Consider the following 16547-nt stretch of genomic DNA (forward strand, 5'->3'; position numbering starts at 1 on the left):
GGCGGAATACCTCGAATTCTGGGCGTAACTACCCCAAACCCACGGCAGTGGGTAGGGCGTGTTTCAGGGATTACTGGGTGTGCTGGGGGCGCTGTTTGAGCAGGTGCGCGGGCAGATAGCGGGCCGGGATCGGGAAGCGGCAGTGATTGCGGGTGTCGATCAGGTAAACCACCTCGTCGTCTCCCTGGCCCCAGTCGATACCCAGCCAGATAGGATCTGGCCCTGCGAAGACTTCATTCCACGCGCGCTGGGCGAGTTGTTCGGCTATGAATTGGGGAACCTCGAGGCCTTTGGCCAAATGGTTGACACAGGCATCGAACAACCGGTCGGAGCCGGAGGACAGATACTGGTTGGCGTTGGCCTGCAGGTACGTTGCGGCGGCTTGCTGCATGGTGCTGCGGTAGTCGTTGGTGCCGTTCATTGCATGCACTCCACATGATCCAGTAGGTCCAGTTGGTTGGTTGCGGCCGCGAGGTCACGGCGTGCCAGTTGACGGGTTTTCGAAGGCGCCATGGGGAGCACCAGCAGTGGCCGCTCGAGGCCCGAGGGGCTGAGCTGGTAGTCCCAGCTCAGGGAGCCGGTGAAGGTGGCGCCGCAGAGCGCGTTTGTGCATTGCGCGTACATCGAGCGGAAGCACGGGGTTTGGCCCTCGGAGGAGCGGATCCGCATCCGGCTGTGGCAGCAGGGGCAGACAAGCTTGTAGACGCTCATGACTACAGGGCCTCCATGAACTCGAAGGCGATGTTCAATGGCGTAAGAGCGTCACCTATTGCGATGCGAATATCGCTGTCTGCCAGCGTCCCCTTGGCGGTACGGACTGTTTCCCTTAGCGTGTCTAGCCGCTGCTGAGCACAGTCCAGTACGCTGAGCAGTTCTTCTCTAGCTTGGTCGTTGAGGTTTGCCATGGGTCATCACTCTGAAAAGGACGTACAGCGCTTGATCGAGCGGTTGCAGGAGCGCCACGACAAACTGGTCAAAGTCATGACCGGGCGCTCGACACAAACGCATACTGCGTCGGGTAGCTTTCCAGCGTTGGCGGTGAACGCAGAAGACATCCGTTTTGCCGTGGATGATCTGGCCACCGCTCTCAAGGAAATTCGCTCCCGGCTGGGAAAGGGCTGAGACCGTCTCACCGGAGACTTCCTTCACTGTGAAGAGCGACCACTGCCAGCACCTCGCCATGGCGCTCGGCCATGTAGCTGGCATGGGCTGCAAGGATGGCTTTGGCCTCGGCGTCTTCGATCACCCCGTCTTCCAATGCCTTGGCGATGATCAGGTCCACTGCCCCCCGCTTGATTGATGCACGCACCGAGCGGCTGTACAGCGTGAGGTTGTCCAGTGTCTCCGGTTGGCTCAGCGCTACGAACATGCCGCTATACAACTGCGCAATGTATTCGGGAAAGAAGGTGGTTCCGGCCTCCTGCTCGAGCAAGCGCAACTGGTCGTCGCTGAGCGGCTTGCTGCCGGCGTTCTCGTAAGCGTGGTTATCAAACTTCTTCAGGTCGAGGCCCAGGCGGGCAGCGGCGCATTCGCGACCTCCGGGATAGGCGCCGATGATCGCGCTGACCACCTGGCGCCGCGTTTCTAGGAGCGGGCGTTTCATCTTCTTGTGTCTCTCAAAGCTGGTGGCCATTACTGTGCGATTACTCCGTCCTTGATCCCGAGCAACACGGCTGCGCGGTGGGCTTCGCCACGCAGGCACTTCTTTTGCCCGTTGAGAACGGCGTAGACGGTGCTTTCTCCTAGGCCATTTCTTTCGGCCCATTCCCGGACTGAAAGGCCCAGTCGAGATATGTGTTTGCGGGCTGCCTCGCGGGCTTGCTCCGTCGGGTAGGCGTTCGGCATAGTGCAGATTCGTGCAATTTCGTGTGATGACAACCGAAGAATGATGCACGTTTCTGCATTGGTCAATAGCGGAGATGAATTTTTTTGCATCTTTCACGAGAAGAGATAGGCGCTCGGCTACAGGCTGAGCGCAAGCGTATTGGGCTGAACCAAGATGAGTTTGCCCAGCGCGTCGGAGTGGCCAAGCGGACTATTGCCGGTTACGAAGGTGGCGGCGGGGATATTGGGGCTTCAGTTCTAGCTATGGCTGCTGAGCTTGGAGTCGATGTTCTTTACGTTATAACTGGGCGTCGCCAGCCTGCGGAGCTTGAGTCACTCAGTCAGGAGGAACTTGATGTGCTGAGGTACATCAAGTCCATGGAGGAAGAAGACCGAATAGCATACCTACGGGTGGGGCGAGGTATCTCAGAGTCAACTGAGTCGCGTCGTACAAGCAAATAGGACACCTCGCCAGCATGGGAAAAAATCCCGGGCGACCTACCGTGGATTTCTGCTTCTGGCACGCGGGCCTATGTGAAGAATGGGGTACTCCCGGGCTGCTATCACGGTGACATCGTGTCGCCGGGTGGCCTGTCAAAGGAGTAGACCAATGTATAGGCCCATCGACCCCATCGTGCTCACCGCCCTGCTGATCTGCCTTAGCCAGATGAGCGAGCAGGATCAACTGGACCTGCTGCGGTTGGCGTGCGCTCTCAGGGGGCATTGATTGAATGGGCCTTCGGTCGTAGCCGAAGGCCCCACTGTGAAGAGAGGGACGTATGAACTGGCTCAAGGGAATGGCCGCTGCGGTCGGACTGATGGTCTCGTGTGTTGCGATGGCTGACTCGGCCGCCCAGGTCGAACTGATGGACAACCTGCACCAGAGGATGCTGGACGCGTTGCAGGCCTCGAGTGTTGACCAGGTGACTGAGGTTTTTGGCGATCTGGACCGGTACCGCCCTGGTATCCGCAGCACCGCCAGTGAAACCTGTTTCAAGGCCTATGAGGCACTGGGATGGGTGTTGTCCGACATAGTGGTGCAGGCCGATATGGATGGTCCTCTTCCTGAGCTGAAAAAACACCAGCAGGACTACTAGCGGAAGCGCTTGGCCTGTGCTGCAGGCACTTAATTCTTGATGACCCCACCAAACCATTTGCCTGATGGGGTCTTCTTCACTGCTGACTAAATAACCCAGGTTGGGCCGAAATCAATGGACTTTCTGCCTGCAATGGGAATCTTAACCCATACGTGCGCTTCAAGCTGAAGTCCAAATCCACCAATAACTTTCAAGTTCACATCATAACTTGCTCCGAGAGAACTGCCTCCAATCTCTTCTGCGCGATGAAGAGTTCCATTCTCGAATGACATTCGGGATGTGCCGACACTAAAACCCAGAATCTTTGAGGTGACATCGACAGAGTATCCGTCGCTGCTCGTTTGGTTCACAACGATGTGGAATGATGCTATTCCGAAGTTAATATCCTTGGTGATTGGAAATAGACTGGATCCACCTCCGCCAGTGATATAACTTTGCTTCTCGCTGCTGTAGAATACCTCCTGCGACTGCTTGTGGCTATAAAGCTGCAGGTAAGATTCTGCAAGTTTTTCTTTGAAAGAGTCCTCTCCTAGCTTAGCTTCCTTGTAGAGTTGTTGTACTTCAGGATTTTCAAAATTGTCATCAATGAAGTTTTTGATGAAGCTTTCTGCAGTAGTCATAGTCATCTCCTTAGAGTAGGCAGCAGAGCGGGCTGCTCTGCCAGTGGAAGATTAGGTTTGGCTCCTGAAATCGCTATGGCAAAAAATAATGAATTTCTTGGCTCCTAACAGTTTTGATAGGGTCAGAGGAGTTCGAGAATTGCAGCTAAAGCAATGGCTTGAGGTTTGTTCCTGCATCTAAGCTTTCTAGTGGCGCTGTTAATATGAGAGTTAACTGTGTGTGGGGATAAACTTAGTTTCTCAGATATCGATAGCGCCGTTTGCCCATCTGCTGATCTACGTAATATATCGAGCTCTCTTTTTGTTAGCTTGGTGTCTGTGGTTATGAATAAGTTTGGGGTCCTTTTCTTGGTATTGCTTATGAGAATTCCAAATAAAGCATATGTGTAGATTTCTGCATGGGTATGGTCTACTTCAGTGTCTTTGTATTTTGTTGTTATTGTTGTTTTGTATAGATTTTGTGGTGTTAGCGCTAGTCTGAATGTTGCTCCTTGTTTTTGGTCGCTTCCTGTTTTGGATGTGTATATTCTCTCTGGGCTCAGTGGGATGGGATGTCTTATTGATATTTCGTGAAATACTGGGAATGGTCCTTTTAAGTGGTTTTTTATTGTTCTGGTGGTTTCTTCTAGAGCTTCACCTATTCTTGTTTCTATATTTTCCATTGTGTGCCCTTATATTGATGGCGGCACGCAAACTAGTGGTTTGGCTTTGATGCGGGTACCTATCCGTTTTGTTACGGCTACTCTCACCGGTGGGGCTGGCGTGAGCTCAAAGGTGCTGTGAGAGGTGTTCAAGTTTTCTGTATGGTCTATCCAGTTTCAACGAACAATGACTGAGCTAGGTTTCTTCAATCTGTGGAGGAAAGGTGTGCTGGAAGAGCGATCACCTCCTGCCTCTCACTTGCAGCCGGTTCAACTCCCGATCGACAGCCCGCTTCGCGCTGGCCTTGGTGCTGTACAGGTAGCGCAGGCGGCGCGGCTTGTTCTGGTCTCCCGCGGTGATGGTCTTCTCCGTCCCGCTCTTCTCGTCGCGGTAGTAGGCGATGATGCCGGTGTAGTCGCCGCCGGTGTCGTCGGCCAGGTCGCTGACCAGGTCCTCGGGCAGCTTGCTTTCCAGCTCCAGGCTGGTGATGTAGCCGCCATCGGCGCTGAGGCTGTGCTGCACATTGCCGCCGTACCAGATGATCGCGTCTATCTCCGTCTTCACGCCCCGCAGGGTGTAGGTCAGTTCCGGGATCAGGTCCGGCCGGCCCTTGGCGAGCACGTAGCTGAGTGTGGCGCTGCCGCGCTGCAGGCGGTTCCACTCGGCGCGGGCGGCGCGCAGGGCGCTCTGGCGGTCGCTGTAGGTGTGGCGCAGGTCCTTGAGGTTGTCGCCCCTGCCGCCGGCGATCGCCTCCTGCTTCTTCGCGCTGTTCACGTCGTAGAAGTACGCGCGCACGCCGTCGTAGCTGTCTCGGTCGGCCTGCAGGTAGCGGTGCTGGTCGCCATCCTGGCGGGTGAGGGTGATGTGCGGCAGCGCCAGGCCGCTGGCAGTCTTGCCGCCACCGGCCGGCAGGCAGAGCAGGCAGCCGGCTTTCACGGTGGCCACCGCGTCGAAGTCCTCGCCCAGGCGTGTCAGCAGGTTGGCGTCGGACTCGTTGGCCTGGTCCAGCTGTAGGATCGGCAGGCCCGCCAGCGCCGGCGCGAGCACCGGCTTCAGGTTGTTGCCGAGGGCGATGTCGGTGAGCACGTCGCCCAGCGTCTTCGGGCTGCTCCAACTGCGCTCGCGCTTGATCTTCAGGCCCTTGCGCAGGTCCGCCGAGCGGGCACGGATGCTGAGCACGTCCGGCGCGCCGCTGTGCTCGGTTTCGTCGACAGTGTAGGTGCCCTTGTCGACCAGTCCGCTGTCACTCCAGCCCAGCCAGAGGTGCAGCACGGCGCCGCGCGGGGGGATCGCGAGCAGCCCGTCATGATCGCTGAGTGTCACGCTCAACTGATCGGCCTCGAGGCCGCGATTGTCCGTCAGGTCCAGTGCGATCAGTCGTGGGCTGATGAGCTGGGCGATGTCGTTGCCGTCGACCGTGAGCCGGAACACCGGCACCGGGTAGCCGGCGTCGCGCTGCAGCTGGTCGACGGCGCTGGTCAGGTAGCCCGTCACGCGGGCGAGGGCGGCATCGATCACAGGATGCGTCTCAGCAGGTTGCCGGCGGTACCGAGGACCGAGCCGAGCAGATCGGTGCGTCCGTCGTCGATGCGCTTGAGCTCGAGGGAGAACTCGATCCGCCGCGGGGTGCCGTCGGCGAAGAAGAGTGTCCGCGTCTCGGTGACACGCTCGATCACCCACAGGCCGTAGATGCGTCCGGTGCCCTCGACCATGGGCCAGGCCGACCCGGTGTCAGCCATCTGCCGCAGCACGTCCAGGCTCAACGCGCTGCCGGCCAGCTCCGGCAGCAGCACGCCGGGCAGGGTGATTGCGTCGTCGCCGCGACCGACGAACTGGCGCGCCGGCTGGGCACCGATGCGGCTGCTGCTGGCGTGTCGCCACTCGGTCTGCCGCTGGAACTCTTGGTAGGCCAGCGTGTGCAGGCTGAAGACGAACATCCCGAGGGACAGCATCATGGTGGTTACTCCCGGTCCTGCAGGCGGGCGCGCAGGCGCGCCGCCTTGTTGCGTTCGCGCTCGTCCAGCAGTTGGCTGAGCGTGCGTTTCAGATCTGCGGCGTCGCTGCCCGCACCGGCCTGGATGGTGATGTAGTAGGTGTCGCCGCCGATGCTGACTGCCGCTGGCGCCGAGCTGACCGGGGGACGGTTGTCGATGGTGATGGCCTGCGCTGGGGCGCTGGCGCCGAGCACCAGGGCACCGATGGCGCCGGCGCTCTTGCTCAGGTCGCCCAGCATGGCCAGCAACGGCTGGTCGAACATCGGCGAGCGTTGCCGTTGGGCCGCGACCAGTTCGGTCACCACTGCCGGCGGGGTGATCGTAGGGCGGGTGCCTCGGGTCAGCTCACTGTCCAGGCCGGCGACAGTCTGGCGCCCTGCGTTGACCAGGCCCTGGCCGATACGTGCAATCACGCTCAGCGGGCCGGCCTGGCCGGCGCCGAGGCCCTGGGCCAGTCCAGCCATGGTGAACCCGCCCAGATCGGCGAACACCCGCGACGGTGAATGGATGCCGAGCTTGTCCTTGAACCAGTCGATCGCGGCGCCGCCGACGCGCTGGACCGCGCGCTTGATCTGCCCGATGCCGGCGAGCAGGCCGTTCACCAGGCCCTGGACGATCATGTTGCCGAAATCGGTGAAGCGTGCCGGTAGATCGATACCCAGGTAGCCCAGGACGCCGGAGAACGCACGGTAGATCAGACCGAGGGGGCTGAAATTCATCAGGGTTGAAAGAATGCCCCCGATGCCGCCGTCGAAACCTGCCTTGATCTCTTCCCACAGCCCCAGCAGGTACGCCTTGACGGCGTCCCAGTTGCGATAGATCAGGTACGCGGCGCCGGCCAGCACCGCCACGACGGCGGCAATTGCCAGGACCACCGGGTTGGCGGCCAGACCCCACAGCGCGATGCTCACGACGCGCAGGGCGGTCACCAGCGGGCCGATCAACTGGCCGGCCAGCATGCGGATCGGTGCGAACAGCAATTTCAGCAGGCCGATCAGACCGGGCAGGCGAATGCCGATGGTGCTGAGCATGAAACGGACCGCGATCATCGGGCCGAGGATGCCGGCGAGGGTGATGGCCAGGCTGCCGACGGTGGCCATCAGCGCTGAGAACGCGGCGACGGTGATGACGATGCCCTTGCTGACTTGCGGGTTGGCCTTCAGGAACTCGCCGGCGTTGTGCAGCAGGTGACTGAGGTCGGCGGCGAGTTCGCGCAGCCAGGGGCTGTTCTTGTCGAACAGCTCGACCGAAATGTTTTCCAGGGCCGCATGCAGCATTGTCATGTCGCCCTTGAGGTTGTCCAGCTGGGTGGACGCGACCCGGGCGGCCTCGCCTTCGGAGTTGTTCAGGCTTTCGCGCATGGTCTGGAACTGGCCGCCCTCGACGGCGCGCATCAGGGTGCCGAAGCTGGTAACCGCGTACTGCCCGGCGATGTCCTTGAAGATCGCGCCTCTCTGTACGTTGCCCATGCCGGCGGTCTTCTTGTTGATGTCCTTCAGGATGTCCAGCATGTCGCGCATGTTGCCGTTGGCATCCTTGGTCTGGACGCCCAGCTTGGCTACCGCCTTGGACGTGCCCAGGCGGGTCAGAACAGAGCGCATCGAGGTGCCGGCCATGCTGCCCTGGACGCCGGCGTTGCCGAGCAGAGCCGTGGCGGTGGTGACCGTCTCCAGGCTCTGGCCGTACTCGCGGCCGACGCCGGCGGAGTACTTCAGCGAGTCGCCGAGCATGCGGATGTCGACGTTGTTCCGGGTGAACGCCGCAGTCAGTACGTCGGCCACCTGGTCCATCTTCTCGGCCGGAATACCCATCGCCGTCTGGATGTTCGAGGCGATGTCAGCAGTGTCGCCGAGGTCCATGTCGCCCGCGGCGGCCAGGTTGAGCATGCCGGGCATGGCGCCGAGGATCTGCTTCGCGTTGTAGCCGGTGCGGCCCAGGAAGTACTGGCCCTGGGCAACTTCCTTGTCGGTGAACTTGCTGGACAGCGGCAGGGTTCGGGCCTGTTGCCGCAGCGCCTGCATCTGCGGATCGTCCTTGCGCTCGATGCGGGTCACCGCCTGGGTGGCCGACATCGTTGCGTCGAACTCGTAGCCCACGCCGAGCATCTGCCGCAGCTTGTCGCCGGTGTACATGCCCGTCGCGCGCGCCGCCATGCCGGTGCCGGCCAGCGCGGCAGCGCTCTGGATGCCACGGCTGTAGGTGTTGCGGGCGTGGGTTAGGCGCTCCTGCTGTTGGCTGAGGTTGCGTAAGCGCTGCGCCTGGCTGTTGATGGCGCCATTGGCCGCCTGGATCTGCGCGCGCAGTTCGCGCTCATGCTGGCTGAGGTTGCGCGTGCTGATGCCGGCGTTGCTGAGACGCGTGCGCAGTTGCTGCAGGGCTTGGCTCTGCTGCAGGTGTTGCTGCTTGAGGAAACCGGCTTCACGGATGGCCCGGTTGTAGTCGCGGGTGAGCGCACGGGTGGGGTTGCCGGCGGCGGCCATCTGCTGGGCCAGCGCTTTCACTCGGGCCTGTTGCGCGGCCAGCGCGGTGCTGACCTGATCCAGGGCGCCGCGCTGGGTGCGGAAGGCGCGCACGTCGCTCTGCTGAGCGTTGAGCTGCTTCAGGCGCTCGCGAGTTGCCTTGAGCGCCCGGGCCGTCGCGTCGCTGCCTTGCATGATGCGACGCAGGGGAGCGGTGGCTCTGTCGATCGCGCTGAGCAGCACGCGCAACTGCAGGTCATTCGCCATCGGCGGAACTCCGTACCCGGGCGCGTTCGCGCCATTCCATCAGTTCGGTGAGCGAGAGCCGGTCCATATGGTCCGGCGCCCAGTGGAACGTCACGGCCAGGTCGGCCATGGCGTTTTCTACGCGATCAGGGAGGCTGCCGCCTTCGCCCGCTTCTGCAGCAAAAAACCGGCGATCACCTGGCCGCAGGCGAGCAGGTCGGCTGGGTCCATGCCGGCGGCCTCGGGCTCGGTGATGGTCGGCTGGCTGATGCGCGGCAGGATTTTCATGGTCGCAGCCACGTCGAACTGCAGCAGGTCGAGCAGGTGCAGGCCGCGCAGTTCGCCAGAGGATGGCTTGCGCAGGGTGAGCGATTCGATGGACTGGGCGCCGCGCTTGATTGGCTGGTCGAGGGTGACGACGTTGTCGGGAGCGTTCTGCAGGTCAGCGGGAGTCTGTTCGGTTTTCATGGGCGTCGGTATCCAAGGGGGAGAGAAACCGCCGGTCGGGCCGGCGGGAAGGGACTACAGGCCGATGGCCTTGCGCTGTGCCTCGAGCAGGTCCTTGCCGTTGACCTTCTCGACGAAGTTCAGCAGGTCGATCTCGATGACTTCCTCGCCGTTGACGACGAGCTTGTAGTAGCTGCAGGTGGTGGTGATCTTGTGCTCGGTGTCTTCGCCGGGCTGGGCGTCACCCATTTCGATGGTCTCGTGCCGGCCGCGAACGACGATTTCGACGGACGTGACCGCGCCGGTATCGTCCTGCTGGTAGGCGCCGGCGAAACGCAGCATCACGCCGCTGGCGCTGACTGCGCCGTACTGCTTGAGGACGGTCAGCTCCAGGCCCCCGACGGTCCACTCAAACTGGATGCCGTCGTCGTCGTGGCCGAGGTCGGCCTTGACCGGGCCGTTCATGCCGCCCCCGCGGAAGGCCTCCATCTTGCGGGCCAGCGGGGGCAGGGTGCAGGACTTCACGAGGCCCTGGTAGCTACCGCCGTCGTTGAAGAGGTTCATGTTCTTGAGCTTGCGCGGCATGGCCATTGTGGGGCTCTCCGGGAATCAGGTGGGTCGGCTCCCCGTCCGGGGAGCGCTGGGCGTCAGGCGTTGACGCGGCTGGCGAAGTCGACGAGGTAGCTGTCGGTGATCTTCTGGAAGAAGGTCAGGTCCTCGAGCGGCGGCACCGGGGTGTAGTCGTAGGCGATGCGCAGCTTGCCGGCCTTGAGCGTGTCCTTGTCGTTCATGCTGGGGTCGTACCAGGCTTGGGCATCGATGATCAGGCCGAGCCCCTTGAGTTCGCGGAATTTTGCGTTCACGCCCTCGAGGATGTCGCGCACCAGCGACGGGTGCATGGGCTTGTCGACCGCCCACATATGCGCTTCGGCGATGGTGTCGGCTAGCACTTGGGCGGTGCGGGTGTAGTTCTCGAAGGCGAACAGCGGATCATCGCTGCAGGTGCGCGAACCCCAGAAACGGAATCCCCCTTCCTGCACCAAGGTGGTGACCTCGTTCTCGTTGAGGTAGTTGGCGTCGGTGCTGGGGCTCTGCAGGTCCCAGAACACGTCGGCGCTGATGCCGGTCACGCCGTTGACGGCGACGTTCGACAGTGTCTTGTGCCAACCGACCTCCTGATCGATCCGGGCGCGCAAGCCCAGGGCCTGGGCAACAGCTGGCGCAGGTACGGTCTGGTTGACCACGGTGCTCCAAGTCAGGAAGTCCGGCCAGATCACCATGGCTTCGCGCGCGGCGAAGTTCTCGCGGTAAGCGGTAGCCTCTTCCTTGGTCTTGCAGCCGTTTGCGGAGACGTAGGCGAAGCCACGCAACTGCTGGGAGATGGCGATGAGTGCGGTAGCGACCGGCTGGGTATCCAGGCCCGGCGCGCCGAGGATGCGCGGTACCACGCCCAAGCGGGCCTTGGCGGCAAGCAAGGCCTTCATGCCGGTGTACTTGCCTTCGGCGCTGACGCCGCCGATGACCGCGCTGTTGGTCGCGGCTTCATCCTCACCCGGCTTCACCCGCACCACCACAGTGGCGGCGTTGGCCTGGTCGGCGATTGCCTGCAGGCTTGCGGGCAGCGTACCGCTGGTGCCCGCCTTGCCGATGGCAGCCTGCACGTTGGTGATGAGTACCGGAGTATCGAGTGGAAAGGCGGTGGCGTCGGCGTCTTCGGCGGTGGCTACCAGGCCGATGATCGCGGTGGCGATGGTGCGAATGGGGCGGGTCCCGTCATTGATCTCTTGGACCCGGACACCGTGATGGTATTGGTCAGCGGCCATTGGGTGTGCCTGTGCAGTGGTTGGATGACACTGCACAGGCTGCCGCGCGCGCGGCGATGGGGCGAGGCGGGAAGCTTGTAGGGCGGGAAGCTACAAGACGCCATCTGCGAAGAGGGCGTCGAGCCAGTCTGGTGCGGTCGGCCGGTGTTCTGCGAGCGGAAACTCACCGGACTCCGGCCAGTCGCGCAGTTGGCGGCGGTAGGCCTGCAGCGCCTGGTACTGCTCCGCGCTGAGCGTCGTGGTACCAACCTCGAGCTCGTCGCGGTGACGGGCGACCAGGGCGTCGGTGTCGACGAGCTGGCGGTCGCGCCAGTTGCGCTCAATCGCGGCTTGCGCCTCCTCTGTGGGCGGCGGTGGTTCTTTCGTTGCTGGCTGTCCATCGGCGTCCGCGCAGATCACACGGCCATTCTCCTGTTCTAGCAGAATGCGGGCGTGTACTTCATCGCTGATGGGGACGCCGTCATCCGGCCAGCCGATCCCGGCCTCGTAGACCTCGCGCAAGGACACGGGGTAGAACACCCGCACGGAAGGCGAGAAAACATAGCTAGCGCTCATCGACCGAATGCCTCCCAAAGCAAAACCGCCTGGAATTGATACCCGTTTTCCAAAGTTGCACCTGTCGTCGACGGGTTATAGAACGAGGTGCTCGCGTCGGTTCCTGGGTGGAAATTCGCAGTTTGGCCAGCGAACCCGCCCAAGCAGACATTCGGGAACGCGATGGGGAAGGTGATCGCCGCGGTACCATCACCAGGCACAGTCACCCGGCCCCATTGCCGGATGTAACCCGTATCGTTGTCCCTCCACCAACCGCTTGCTCCCAAGGATGCTGTGGCGATGGTGCCGGCTCCGATGTTGCTACGCGCCGTCGTGGCATTGTTCGCCCCAAGGCCGCCTCGAGCCAGCGGCAGGATGCCAGACGTAATCTGGCTGGCGTCGTGGATGTGTGCCGTGGGTGGAAACGTCGCGGGCTTCCCAGGCAAGGACGCCCAGGAGTATTCCGACTTCGCCAAGTAGTTTGATGGGTTGAAGTTGCCGGAGTCCCATGCCCGGAACCATCCTCCCCAGGTGCCGTTGTATCTGCAGCGCCAGTACAGACCGCCAGCGGCATAGCCACGATAGGTCTGATAGATCATCGAGGAGGTTGGAGCATGCACCGTCAATATGCCGGCCTCGCCAACCGGATAGTTCGCGCCGTTCTGTGCGTTGGCGCTGAACGGTTGATGCCACCAGCCCGACGCAATCATTGAATCCAAGTTGACTCCGCCACCCAGTACGCCATCCGGCGCATGAGCGAACGCCCCTCCCAGATCGCAGCGGACCCAGGCTGACCACTCTCGCTTCGAAGGATCGGTCGTTGCGGGGGAGCCGTAGGCATAACGAACGTACATATCAGCCACGCCGGCATAGCCGGTTGCGATCTGCGTCGCGTTGCCTTCGACGCTCGGGTAGAACATCGTCTGGATGTAGTAGTAGCGGCCAGCCACTGGGCCATTCGCGTGGTTGGTCAGCACAAGCGGAATGACTACCGAGTTGGGATCAACGCTGGTATGCACAGCCGTGGCCAGTCCCTGAGAGACCAACGGCAAGCGCTCAAGATCGAGTCGGCCGGTAGCAGTCTTCGAAGCATCCAACGCAGGAATGTCCGCTGCCGTCAGTCCACCGCCACCGGTAACCAGCCCCTTGGCGTTAACAGTGACTTTGGGGTAGGAGCCGGCATTTACACCCGAGTTCGCCAGCGTGACCGTGATTCCAGCGTTCGCGCTACCGTCGAACGTTGTCGAGCCGCTGGCGTCCCCACCGAGGTAGATCGTACGAGGGGCGGCGAGTTTGACCGCCGTTGCAGCCTGACCAATACCATTGCCGGTACCGCCTCTGGCAGCAGGTAAGATGCCGGAGGTGATTTTTCCGGCATCAAGGGCCGGAATATCACTCGCTACAAGCCCAGTGGCTCCGGTAACCAGTCCTTTGGCGTTCACCGTGACTTTCGCGTAGGTCCCGGCGGTGACGCCGGAGTTGGCCAGCGTCAGGACTCCGTTGACGTTTGTGGCTCCATCGAACCGAGCTGACCACGTTGCATCGCCGCTCGCGCTGAGCGTGATGGGCGCTGCAAGCCGGCTGGCAGTGGCTGCGTTGCCCGTAATCGAGGCCGGTAGTAGCCCGGCCGCGTTCAGCCTGAGCAGCTTGTTCGCCGTCGGGGTAGTGACCGCCTCGCTGGCATGCAGTGCGTCAGTGATGCCGTAGCCGCCCAGCGTGGTCGGGTTGCTGCCGGCGGTGACGATGCCATTGGCGTTGACGGTGACCGCACGGTAGGTGCCGGCACCCACGCCGGAGGCTGGCAAGGCGATGGTGCGATCCGCAGACAAATCGCCACCGCCGACCAGGCCGTTGCCGGCCAGCACCTTGCGTCCCTTGAAGTCCGCGGCAACCTTCGCCGTCACCCAGTCCTGGGTGGCGTAGACGATGCCGTCGTCGATGATCAGTTCGACGTGCTCCATGCCGGATAGGATGATCTGCACGCGGATGGTCTGGGTGCGCGCGCTCCCGCTCTCGACGCTGGCCTTGAAGCTGGGCGGGCAGTTGGCGACCGCCACGAACTTCCCGTCGGCGTCCTCGAGGCCGATCTCCCGTATCCAGAAGCCGCCGATGGCCATCGGCAGTACCAGCTCGGCGACCAGCACGTTTGCGCTTTGCTCGGAGACGAACAGACGGTTCAGTTGAGCGCGGTAGCGCTGGCGGATCAGCTTGGTCTGAGCGGCCGAGGGGATGGGGTCAGCCGTCTCGCCGGGCGCGCCGCCGGCGTCACCGATGAGCATATGGGTGGGCTGCCACTTCTTCCCGGCTTCGCTCGCCGCGATCAGCGCTGCCGCGCCGATGTCGGTGAGCAGGCCGCCGTACTTGGGAGTCGTCATATCACTGCTTCCAGGGGCTGATTTCCAGGGTGTCGCCGTCGATCGTCGCCAGACCGTGGCGGGCCAGGATGTCCGGCGTGATGCGCAGGTCCAGGCGGATCAGGTGTCGGCTGACTGGGCGCACGTCGTCGAGCAGGCGCTCGAGCTCGAGCACGGTCTCCTCGTCGAGACCGTTGTCGCTGACGTCGACGGTGATTTCGAAGGTGCCGGGGACGCCGGCGGGGGTCTGTTGCCACCACTCGAGGATGTCGGTCAGCGAGCCGACGGGCTCGACCACACGGCGCAGGGCGCTCAAGGTTCCCTTGTGGGAGTGGACGAGGTAGGCATCCCGAATGACCTGGCGCTTCACACGCTCCGGCCAGGTGCTGTCCCAGCGATCGACGGAGAACGCCCAGGCCAGGTATGGGAGAAGGGCGACCGGGCAGGTGGTGGGGTTCCACAGTTGGCGCAATGGGATCGGTACCCGTTCGATCTGCGCCAGGGCTTCGGCGGCCAGGCGCTCAAGTTCGGTGGCGTTGCATGGGAGCAAGCTGGGCATCACTCATCCCCCAGCGTCAGCGTAATTCCGGTGCAGTAGGGCGCCTGGGCTGGTGTGGCGGCGATGTCCGACCAGTTGCTGAGCGTGACCTTGCGCACGCCTTCCACGTGGAGGGCCGCATGCACCGCTGATTCGGACACTTCCATGCCCAGGCGTCGACGCTGATGGACGTAGGCCGTCAAGCGGGCCCGGGCGGCATCGAGTATCGGCTCGGACTCCGGGCCGATGGTGGCCAGGTAGAGCGTCGCGTCGATGCGGTACTCAAGCACCTGGGCGGACTGGACTGTGAGGCGATCAGCGACGGGGCGACGGTCGGCGTCGTTGAGGTAGGCGTCGACGATGGCCAGCAGGTCCGCCGGGGCGCTGCCGTTGCCCTGGGCGGCCTGCACCGTCACCACGACAACGGCAGGCGATGGGCTGACGGCCGAGGCATCGCCGACGCGACCGTCGGCGGCGCGGGCGTGGAAGATGTAGCTGTTACGCGGTCCCGCGGTGCTGAGGCCTTCCCAGGCCATCTGCGCGCGCTCGCGTAGGCTGTCGTCGGACTCCAGCAGTTCCGGCACGGGCGGCACCTTCGACGGATCTCCGGGCTGGATGACCAAGCGCCTGACGTTGTAGTTGGCGGCGAGCTGGTCGAGGTCGGCGCCCTGGGCGCTGGCCAGCATGTTGGCGAGAGCCGCCTCGTTGACCCGCTGGCGCCAGAGCATTTCGCGGTATGCGTTTTCCTCGAGCAGCTTGGTCAGCGGTTCGGACTCCAGGGCGAGGCGGGCGGCGATTTCCGCCTGCTGATCCTCCGGCCAGAGGCTGATGGCGTAGGCCTTGCGCTCGGCGAGTATCTGCTCGTAGTCCAGTTGCTCCACCGCGTGTGGTGGCGGCAACTGGCTGAGGTCGATGGCGACGAAGTTCGTTGTCATGCGCTGGCGCCCATCTGCAGGGGGATGCTCAGGTTGTGTGGCTCGTTGCTGTCCACCAGGGTGGCGTCAATCTCCATGAGCACCTGGCCGGCCAGGTTCTGGCCGGTGATCTGGACACGGCTCAGGCGGATGCGCGGTTCCCAGCGCATGAGGGCCATGGCGGTGGCGGCATAGACCTGCAGGCGGGTGGTGTCGTTGAACGGAGCATCGATCAGCTCCGGCAACTGGCTGCCGTATTCGCGTCGCATGACGCGGGTACCGATGCGAGTGGTGAGGATGTCGGCGATCGCCTGGCGGATGTGTGCCAAGCGGTCGATGGCGCCGCCGGTATGGGCGTTCATTGCGGTTTCCCCGTTGTAGCGCCGCCTGGCATGACGCCGCCGTGGGTATGACCGACCAGGCTGATGCCCTTGGCGATCACGTCGACGCTCACGGTGACCTTGCCGGTAACGGTCTGGTTGCCGGTCTGGATGTAGTCGCCCTGGTGGGTGATGTCGCCGACGATGCGGATGCCGCCGTCGCTGATGAGCTCGGTGGTACCGCCGGCGGGAAGAACTGCGCGCAGGTGGTGGGCTGCGCTGTCGTACTCAATCACCGCGCCGTCGCGGTAGGTGATGCGATGCAGGGCGCCGCGGTCGCCGTTGGGCGGGATCAGGTCACTGAACAAGCCGGTCAGGACCACGCCATTGGCGGTCTGCCCGGATGGGCTGAAGAGCAGTACCTGCTCGTTCAGGGTAGGGGCGTTCCATTCGCGGTCGGCGCCGGCCCGCGGCGATGCCCAGGGCAGCCAGCCGGTCAGCAGGTCACCGGTCAATACACGGACGCGCTGCGCGGCATGGTCCACCGCGGCGATTGTGCCAAGGCGGATCAGGTTCTCGATCAGACGGGAGAGGGTTGCAAAGTCAGCCATGCGCCAAGCATGTGCTGTTATGGGAAAGGATGCGGGCAGCGGGGCTTGTACGAGCCTTGCGTACAAAGGTTTTATATGAACAAAAATTCGCCCTTGCGCAGGATTGTGATTATGGCGTATTTTT

The 16547-nt window shown here is 62.7% G+C and carries 23 protein-coding genes; 3 read left to right on the forward strand and 20 right to left on the reverse strand.

Annotated features, from left to right (window positions below; all coding sequences use genetic code 11):
• Positions 1–70: 70 nt before the first annotated feature.
• From FHW81_RS26805 to FHW81_RS26815, 3 genes are read right to left on the reverse strand one after another with little or no spacing between them, the layout of a single operon-like run.
• Positions 71–421 carry a hypothetical protein gene (locus FHW81_RS26805; RefSeq protein ID WP_023091242.1) on the reverse strand — a complete coding sequence of 117 codons (351 nt, stop codon included), beginning with the start codon at positions 419–421 and terminating at the stop codon, positions 71–73.
• Entirely contained in the window at positions 418–711 is a 294-nt protein-coding gene (locus FHW81_RS26810) for an ogr/Delta-like zinc finger family protein (RefSeq protein WP_003098408.1), read from the reverse strand. Before FHW81_RS26810 ends, FHW81_RS26805 begins: the two co-directional genes overlap by 4 nt.
• Positions 712–713: 2 nt before the next feature.
• Entirely contained in the window at positions 714–905 is a 192-nt protein-coding gene (locus FHW81_RS26815; RefSeq protein WP_023089222.1) for a hypothetical protein, read from the reverse strand.
• Between FHW81_RS26815 and FHW81_RS26820 the strand changes: the two genes are divergently transcribed.
• Positions 904–1122, forward strand: coding sequence for a hypothetical protein (locus FHW81_RS26820; protein ID WP_023091244.1), 219 nt, complete (start codon positions 904–906; stop codon positions 1120–1122). The genes FHW81_RS26815 and FHW81_RS26820 overlap by 2 nt on opposite strands.
• 7 nt (positions 1123–1129) lie before the next feature.
• Here the strand turns inward: FHW81_RS26820 and FHW81_RS26825 are convergent, their stop codons facing one another.
• Together FHW81_RS26825 and FHW81_RS26830 are read right to left on the reverse strand one after the other, a co-directional pair.
• Positions 1130–1603 carry a YmfL family putative regulatory protein gene (locus FHW81_RS26825; RefSeq protein ID WP_031637512.1) on the reverse strand — a complete coding sequence of 158 codons (474 nt, stop codon included), beginning with the start codon at positions 1601–1603 and terminating at the stop codon, positions 1130–1132.
• A 29-nt stretch (positions 1604–1632) separates the two neighbouring features.
• Positions 1633–1845 carry a hypothetical protein gene (locus FHW81_RS26830; protein ID WP_031643139.1) on the reverse strand — a complete coding sequence of 71 codons (213 nt, stop codon included), beginning with the start codon at positions 1843–1845 and terminating at the stop codon, positions 1633–1635.
• Between the two features lie 84 nt (positions 1846–1929).
• On the opposite strand from FHW81_RS26830, the gene FHW81_RS26835 reads away from it, so the two are divergent.
• Positions 1930–2286 (forward strand): helix-turn-helix domain-containing protein, encoded by a 357-nt coding sequence (locus FHW81_RS26835; protein WP_093976146.1) that lies wholly within the window; start codon positions 1930–1932, stop codon positions 2284–2286.
• A 317-nt stretch (positions 2287–2603) separates the two neighbouring features.
• Complete coding sequence (locus tag FHW81_RS26840; RefSeq protein WP_128549622.1) at positions 2604–2921, forward strand: hypothetical protein; 318 nt, start codon at positions 2604–2606, stop codon at positions 2919–2921.
• An 86-nt stretch (positions 2922–3007) separates the two neighbouring features.
• Here FHW81_RS26840 and FHW81_RS26845 read toward each other — a convergent pair whose 3' ends face one another.
• The 15 genes from FHW81_RS26845 to FHW81_RS26915 all read right to left on the reverse strand — a co-directional run bounded on the left by FHW81_RS26845 (position 3008) and on the right by FHW81_RS26915 (position 16423).
• A complete protein-coding gene (locus FHW81_RS26845; protein WP_128549621.1) occupies positions 3008–3541 on the reverse strand; it encodes a hypothetical protein in 534 nt (177 codons plus the stop codon).
• Between the two features lie 122 nt (positions 3542–3663).
• Positions 3664–4203 (reverse strand): helix-turn-helix domain-containing protein, encoded by a 540-nt coding sequence (locus tag FHW81_RS26850; protein ID WP_128549620.1) that lies wholly within the window; start codon positions 4201–4203, stop codon positions 3664–3666.
• A gap of 220 nt (positions 4204–4423) precedes the next feature.
• A complete protein-coding gene (locus FHW81_RS26855) occupies positions 4424–5701 on the reverse strand; it encodes a phage late control D family protein (protein ID WP_128549619.1) in 1278 nt (425 codons plus the stop codon).
• Positions 5698–6138 (reverse strand): phage tail protein, encoded by a 441-nt coding sequence (locus FHW81_RS26860; RefSeq protein ID WP_015967206.1) that lies wholly within the window; start codon positions 6136–6138, stop codon positions 5698–5700. Before FHW81_RS26860 ends, FHW81_RS26855 begins: the two co-directional genes overlap by 4 nt.
• Positions 6139–6143: 5 nt before the next feature.
• The gene (locus tag FHW81_RS26865) at positions 6144–8903 is read right to left on the reverse strand and encodes a phage tail tape measure protein (RefSeq protein ID WP_093976149.1); all 2760 of its coding nucleotides are present in this window, start codon (positions 8901–8903) and stop codon (positions 6144–6146) included.
• On the reverse strand, positions 8893–9012 hold the full coding sequence (locus FHW81_RS26870; RefSeq protein WP_003098394.1) for a GpE family phage tail protein: 120 nt from the start codon (positions 9010–9012) through the stop codon (positions 8893–8895). The genes FHW81_RS26865 and FHW81_RS26870 overlap by 11 nt, the downstream gene beginning before the upstream one ends.
• Positions 9013–9020: 8 nt before the next feature.
• The gene (locus tag FHW81_RS26875) at positions 9021–9350 is read right to left on the reverse strand and encodes a phage tail assembly protein (protein ID WP_023083449.1); all 330 of its coding nucleotides are present in this window, start codon (positions 9348–9350) and stop codon (positions 9021–9023) included.
• Positions 9351–9404: 54 nt separating this feature from the next.
• Positions 9405–9920 (reverse strand): phage major tail tube protein, encoded by a 516-nt coding sequence (locus FHW81_RS26880; protein ID WP_016852040.1) that lies wholly within the window; start codon positions 9918–9920, stop codon positions 9405–9407.
• A gap of 56 nt (positions 9921–9976) precedes the next feature.
• The gene (locus FHW81_RS26885; protein WP_042158936.1) at positions 9977–11152 is read right to left on the reverse strand and encodes a phage tail sheath protein; all 1176 of its coding nucleotides are present in this window, start codon (positions 11150–11152) and stop codon (positions 9977–9979) included.
• 90 nt (positions 11153–11242) lie between these two features.
• Positions 11243–11707: a phage tail assembly chaperone gene (locus FHW81_RS26890; RefSeq protein ID WP_128549617.1), complete on the reverse strand. Its 465-nt coding sequence runs from the start codon at positions 11705–11707 to the stop codon at positions 11243–11245.
• Complete coding sequence (locus FHW81_RS26895) at positions 11704–14061, reverse strand: phage tail protein (protein WP_093976152.1); 2358 nt, start codon at positions 14059–14061, stop codon at positions 11704–11706. The genes FHW81_RS26890 and FHW81_RS26895 overlap by 4 nt, the downstream gene beginning before the upstream one ends.
• A 1-nt stretch (position 14062) precedes the next feature.
• Positions 14063–14599, reverse strand: a complete 537-nt coding sequence (locus FHW81_RS26900; protein ID WP_128549616.1) for a phage tail protein I — start codon at positions 14597–14599, stop codon at positions 14063–14065.
• Positions 14599–15513, reverse strand: a complete 915-nt coding sequence (locus FHW81_RS26905) for a baseplate assembly protein (protein ID WP_034000714.1) — start codon at positions 15511–15513, stop codon at positions 14599–14601. The genes FHW81_RS26900 and FHW81_RS26905 overlap by 1 nt, the downstream gene beginning before the upstream one ends.
• The gene (locus tag FHW81_RS26910) at positions 15510–15854 is read right to left on the reverse strand and encodes a GPW/gp25 family protein (protein WP_023089207.1); all 345 of its coding nucleotides are present in this window, start codon (positions 15852–15854) and stop codon (positions 15510–15512) included. The genes FHW81_RS26905 and FHW81_RS26910 overlap by 4 nt, the downstream gene beginning before the upstream one ends.
• A complete protein-coding gene (locus tag FHW81_RS26915; protein WP_093976154.1) occupies positions 15851–16423 on the reverse strand; it encodes a phage baseplate assembly protein V in 573 nt (190 codons plus the stop codon). Before FHW81_RS26915 ends, FHW81_RS26910 begins: the two co-directional genes overlap by 4 nt.
• Between the last annotated feature and the right edge of the window lie 124 nt (positions 16424–16547).

It is taken from the genome of Pseudomonas sp. RC10-4-2, from assembly GCF_050433085.1.
Taxonomy (GTDB): Bacteria; Pseudomonadota; Gammaproteobacteria; order Pseudomonadales; family Pseudomonadaceae; genus Pseudomonas; species Pseudomonas aeruginosa.

Bases quoted from the DNA above. Each gene is read 5' to 3' on its own strand.
- FHW81_RS26810 (WP_003098408.1), bottom strand. From the start codon at position 711: ATGAGCGTCTACAAGCTTGTCTGCCCCTGCTGCCACAGCCGGATGCGG.
- FHW81_RS26900 (WP_128549616.1), bottom strand. From the start codon at position 14,599: ATGCCCAGCTTGCTCCCATGCAACGCCACCGAACTTGAGCGCCTGGCC.
- FHW81_RS26885 (WP_042158936.1), bottom strand. From the start codon at position 11,152: ATGGCCGCTGACCAATACCATCACGGTGTCCGGGTCCAAGAGATCAAT.
- FHW81_RS26910 (WP_023089207.1), bottom strand. From the start codon at position 15,854: ATGAACGCCCATACCGGCGGCGCCATCGACCGCTTGGCACACATCCGC.
- FHW81_RS26805 (WP_023091242.1), bottom strand. From the start codon at position 421: ATGAACGGCACCAACGACTACCGCAGCACCATGCAGCAAGCCGCCGCA.
- FHW81_RS26820 (WP_023091244.1), top strand. From the start codon at position 904: ATGGGTCATCACTCTGAAAAGGACGTACAGCGCTTGATCGAGCGGTTG.
- FHW81_RS26905 (WP_034000714.1), bottom strand. From the start codon at position 15,513: ATGACAACGAACTTCGTCGCCATCGACCTCAGCCAGTTGCCGCCACCA.
- FHW81_RS26830 (WP_031643139.1), bottom strand. From the start codon at position 1,845: ATGCCGAACGCCTACCCGACGGAGCAAGCCCGCGAGGCAGCCCGCAAA.
- FHW81_RS26815 (WP_023089222.1), bottom strand. From the start codon at position 905: ATGGCAAACCTCAACGACCAAGCTAGAGAAGAACTGCTCAGCGTACTG.
- FHW81_RS26850 (WP_128549620.1), bottom strand. From the start codon at position 4,203: ATGGAAAATATAGAAACAAGAATAGGTGAAGCTCTAGAAGAAACCACC.
- FHW81_RS26895 (WP_093976152.1), bottom strand. From the start codon at position 14,061: ATGACGACTCCCAAGTACGGCGGCCTGCTCACCGACATCGGCGCGGCA.
- FHW81_RS26870 (WP_003098394.1), bottom strand. From the start codon at position 9,012: ATGGCCGACCTGGCCGTGACGTTCCACTGGGCGCCGGACCATATGGAC.
- FHW81_RS26915 (WP_093976154.1), bottom strand. From the start codon at position 16,423: ATGGCTGACTTTGCAACCCTCTCCCGTCTGATCGAGAACCTGATCCGC.
- FHW81_RS26875 (WP_023083449.1), bottom strand. From the start codon at position 9,350: ATGAAAACCGAACAGACTCCCGCTGACCTGCAGAACGCTCCCGACAAC.
- FHW81_RS26865 (WP_093976149.1), bottom strand. From the start codon at position 8,903: ATGGCGAATGACCTGCAGTTGCGCGTGCTGCTCAGCGCGATCGACAGA.
- FHW81_RS26860 (WP_015967206.1), bottom strand. From the start codon at position 6,138: ATGATGCTGTCCCTCGGGATGTTCGTCTTCAGCCTGCACACGCTGGCC.
- FHW81_RS26890 (WP_128549617.1), bottom strand. From the start codon at position 11,707: ATGAGCGCTAGCTATGTTTTCTCGCCTTCCGTGCGGGTGTTCTACCCC.
- FHW81_RS26880 (WP_016852040.1), bottom strand. From the start codon at position 9,920: ATGGCCATGCCGCGCAAGCTCAAGAACATGAACCTCTTCAACGACGGC.
- FHW81_RS26845 (WP_128549621.1), bottom strand. From the start codon at position 3,541: ATGACTACTGCAGAAAGCTTCATCAAAAACTTCATTGATGACAATTTT.
- FHW81_RS26840 (WP_128549622.1), top strand. From the start codon at position 2,604: ATGAACTGGCTCAAGGGAATGGCCGCTGCGGTCGGACTGATGGTCTCG.
- FHW81_RS26825 (WP_031637512.1), bottom strand. From the start codon at position 1,603: ATGAAACGCCCGCTCCTAGAAACGCGGCGCCAGGTGGTCAGCGCGATC.